At 65.5% G+C, this 2,909-nt stretch carries 2 protein-coding genes and 1 pseudogene; all 3 read right to left on the minus strand.

Translation table 11 applies throughout. The annotated features are described in order from the left end of the window. Positions 1-793 (minus strand): hypothetical protein (locus tag EHS43_RS41680; RefSeq protein WP_148104257.1); only part of this gene is annotated, 793 nt, incomplete at its 3' end. 397 nt (positions 794-1,190) lie between these two features. Next, positions 1,191-2,147, minus strand: a pseudogene (locus EHS43_RS41685) (IS256 family transposase); the annotation flags it as partial. A gap of 26 nt (positions 2,148-2,173) precedes the next feature. Further along, positions 2,174-2,866: a transposase gene (locus EHS43_RS41690; protein ID WP_260470961.1), complete on the minus strand. Its 693-nt coding sequence runs from the start codon at positions 2,864-2,866 to the stop codon at positions 2,174-2,176. Between the last annotated feature and the right edge of the window lie 43 nt (positions 2,867-2,909).

The raw sequence follows: 2,909 nt of genomic DNA on the forward strand, positions 1-2,909 counted from the left end.
CCGTTACCGCCGCCACCCCCCCACTGCGACTAGAAGCGGTGGCGAAATGAAGCTTCCCAGTGCCAGGGTCCCTCACCACCCGGTCCCCATACCCATGGCCCTCCAGAACGGCCGCCACTTCCGGCGCCAGCCGGTTGCCGCGGTTTCTTCCGGGGGCCGCATTCATCAGATGGTGTCCCGTCGGCGATTTCTTTTGGTGAGGCAATGCGGGGCGTTGCCCTTGCCCAACATTCTGCTGCGCGAAAAAATTCTCCAACCAGGCCGCATGCTCCGCACCAGTCAGCACTGTCTTGGTACTACCGGGAGCGAAATGAAGCTTCCCGGTGTTACGGTCCGTCACCAGCCGGTCCCCATACCCATGACCCTCCAGAACGGCCGCCACTTCCGGAGCAAGGCGGCCTTTTCCGGGGGCCGCATTGCTCAGATGCATTCCCGTCGACGAGCTCTTTGGGTGAGGCAATGCGGGGCGCCGGCCCGGCTGCACATTCTGCTGCGCGAAAAAATTCTCCAACCAGGCCGCATGCTCCGCACCGGTCAGCACTGTATTGGTACGAGTCCTGGCAAAAATAAGCCGTCCGTCAGGCGCCGTCACCACCCGCTCCTCGTATCCGTGCCGCCGCAGCACCTCCGCTAATTCCGGCGCAAGCTGGCGGACGATTCCGGTGGCCACATTGTCCAGATGCATTCCCGTCGACGAGCTCATTTTGGGAGGCAATGCGGGGCGCTGCCCCGGCTGCACATTCTGCTGCACGAAAAAATTCTCCAACCAGGCCGCATGCTCCGCACCAGTCATTGGCATGACAGTCTCCTATCCGCATAACTCTCACCCTCGCCTTCCTCGGCAAAGGCCCCCACCATCATCACAACGGCCCCGCCAGCCCCAAGGTTCACCGCTGTGGCGTCCTCGTGGCAGTGAGCTTCCTTCATCCTGTACTGATGGGCGAAATGGACTGGTCAGCGACTGTGGTAACGAGACAGGGCCCCTCGTCGTTGGCATGGTGATCTCACTCATCACACCGGCAACCAAAGGACCCTGTTGGATCCGCATCCTTCCTGCTCGATATCCAGCACGAGCTCGTCGTGCATGCTTCTTGGTCGTGTCCCTGGTGGCGTTGGGGATCATCTGGCGGGCGTGTTCGGGGTGCTGGGTAGCGCCGGGGCGCTTTCGGGAAGTTCGCGGTAGATCTCGCTCATGCTGCCTTCGGGGGGTAGCGGCGGGGGAAGGCGATCCATTCGTCGTGCATCTTGAAGAGCACGGCGGTGACCAGCCGGATGAGCGCGTCGTCGTTGGGAAAGACCTGGACGACATCGATCCTGCGCTTGATCTCCCGGTTCACCCGTTCCAACGGGTTCGTCGACTGGATCTTCTTCCAGTGCCGCGGCGGGAAGTCCGCGAACGCGGTCAGATCCTCCTTCGCCTCCAGCAGCATGGCTTTGACCTTGGGGAACTGGGCGCCGAGCATGTCCGCGACGGTGTCCAGCTGAGTGCGCACGAGGCCGGCGGTGGGCTGGGTGAAGATCGTGCGGATCGTCGCGGCGACCATCTCACCGGAATCCCGGTCGATCACGCTGAAGACGTTCCGCAGAAAATGAACCCTGCATCGCTGCCAGGCGGCGCCGAGCATCACCTTGCGGACCGCGGCGACCAGCCCGGCATGCTGGTCGGTGACGACCAGGCGGACCCCGGACAGGCCGCGCTCGCGCAGCGAGCACAGGAACTCCTTCCAGAATGCCTCGCTCTCGCTGTCGCCCACCATCAGCCCCAGGACCTCGCGGTTGCCGTCTTCGGTGATGCGGGTGGCGACCACGACGGCCCGGGAGACGATCTGGTGGTTCACCCGCGCCTTGCAGTAGGTCGCGTCCAGGTAGACGTAGGGGAAGCGGACGTGATCGAGCGGGCGGGTGCGGAACGCGGTGAGCGGCTCGTCCAGGGCCGCGCAGATCCACGAGACCTCGGACTTGGAGATGCCGCTGTCCCCGCCGAGGGCTTTGACCAGGTCATCGACGCTGCGGGTGGACACACCGTGCACGTATGCCTCCATGATGACGGCGTAAAGGGCCTGGTCGATGCGGCGCCGTCGCTCCAGCAGGCTGGGGAAGAAGCTGCCGGTGCGGACCTTGGGGATCTCCAGGTCCAGATCGCCGGCCAGCGTAGTGAGCACCTTGAGCGTTTTCAGTGTTGCCTCTCCAGGGTGAGGACGGCTCTGGCGATGACGGTCATGCGGTTGGGACTGATGCGGGATCTGCGGAAGATCTGCCAGGACTTCAGTCGTGCTATGCCGCGTTCGACGGGGGCTCGTGCTTGGGCGAGGGCGCGGTTGAGCGTGCGTTGGGTGGGGGTGAGCTCACCGCCGGGCGGGTGTTTGAGGCTGGTGGTGACCCAGGGGCCGGCCCCGGTGTAGGCGCGGTCGGCAAGGATCGGGACGCCCTGGCGTTCGCAGATCTGGATGATGCGTTGGGTGCGGGCGGCGGTCAGGTCGTGGGTGCGGCCCGGCAGGGCGGGCGAGATCCACAGCACTGTCCCGGCGGGATCGGTGACGACCTGGATGTTCACGCCGTGGCGGCGGTGCTTGGCGGAGTAGTCGCCTCGGCTGTCGCCGACCCGGTCGCACTCGGCGAGCGTGCCGTCGAGGAGGACGAAGTCCGGTTCGTGCTCGCGCAGCGCCTTCAGCAGGCCGGGTGAGCGGTCGGCGAGCAGGCCGGTGACGGCGGTGACGTACGCGTGGGCGGTGCCGACGGATATGCCGAAGCCGACCGCGATGCGGGCAAGGGTGTCGTGGCGGCGCAGGTACACCAGGGCGACCAGGGCACGCTGGTGCGGGGGGAGCTTGCAGCGGCGGTCACCCTCACGGGTGACGATGAGCATGGTGACCCCTTAAGAATGCTGGTGGTCCGGGAGGACTGGGCGT

The organism is Streptomyces sp. RP5T (assembly GCF_003933965.1).
GTDB lineage: Bacteria > Actinomycetota > Actinomycetes > Streptomycetales > Streptomycetaceae > Streptomyces.

Excerpts from the sequence above, each read along its gene's own strand:
- EHS43_RS41690 (WP_260470961.1), bottom strand. The coding sequence starts at position 2,866 with ATGCTCATCGTCACCCGTGAGGGTGACCGCCGCTGCAAGCTCCCCCCG.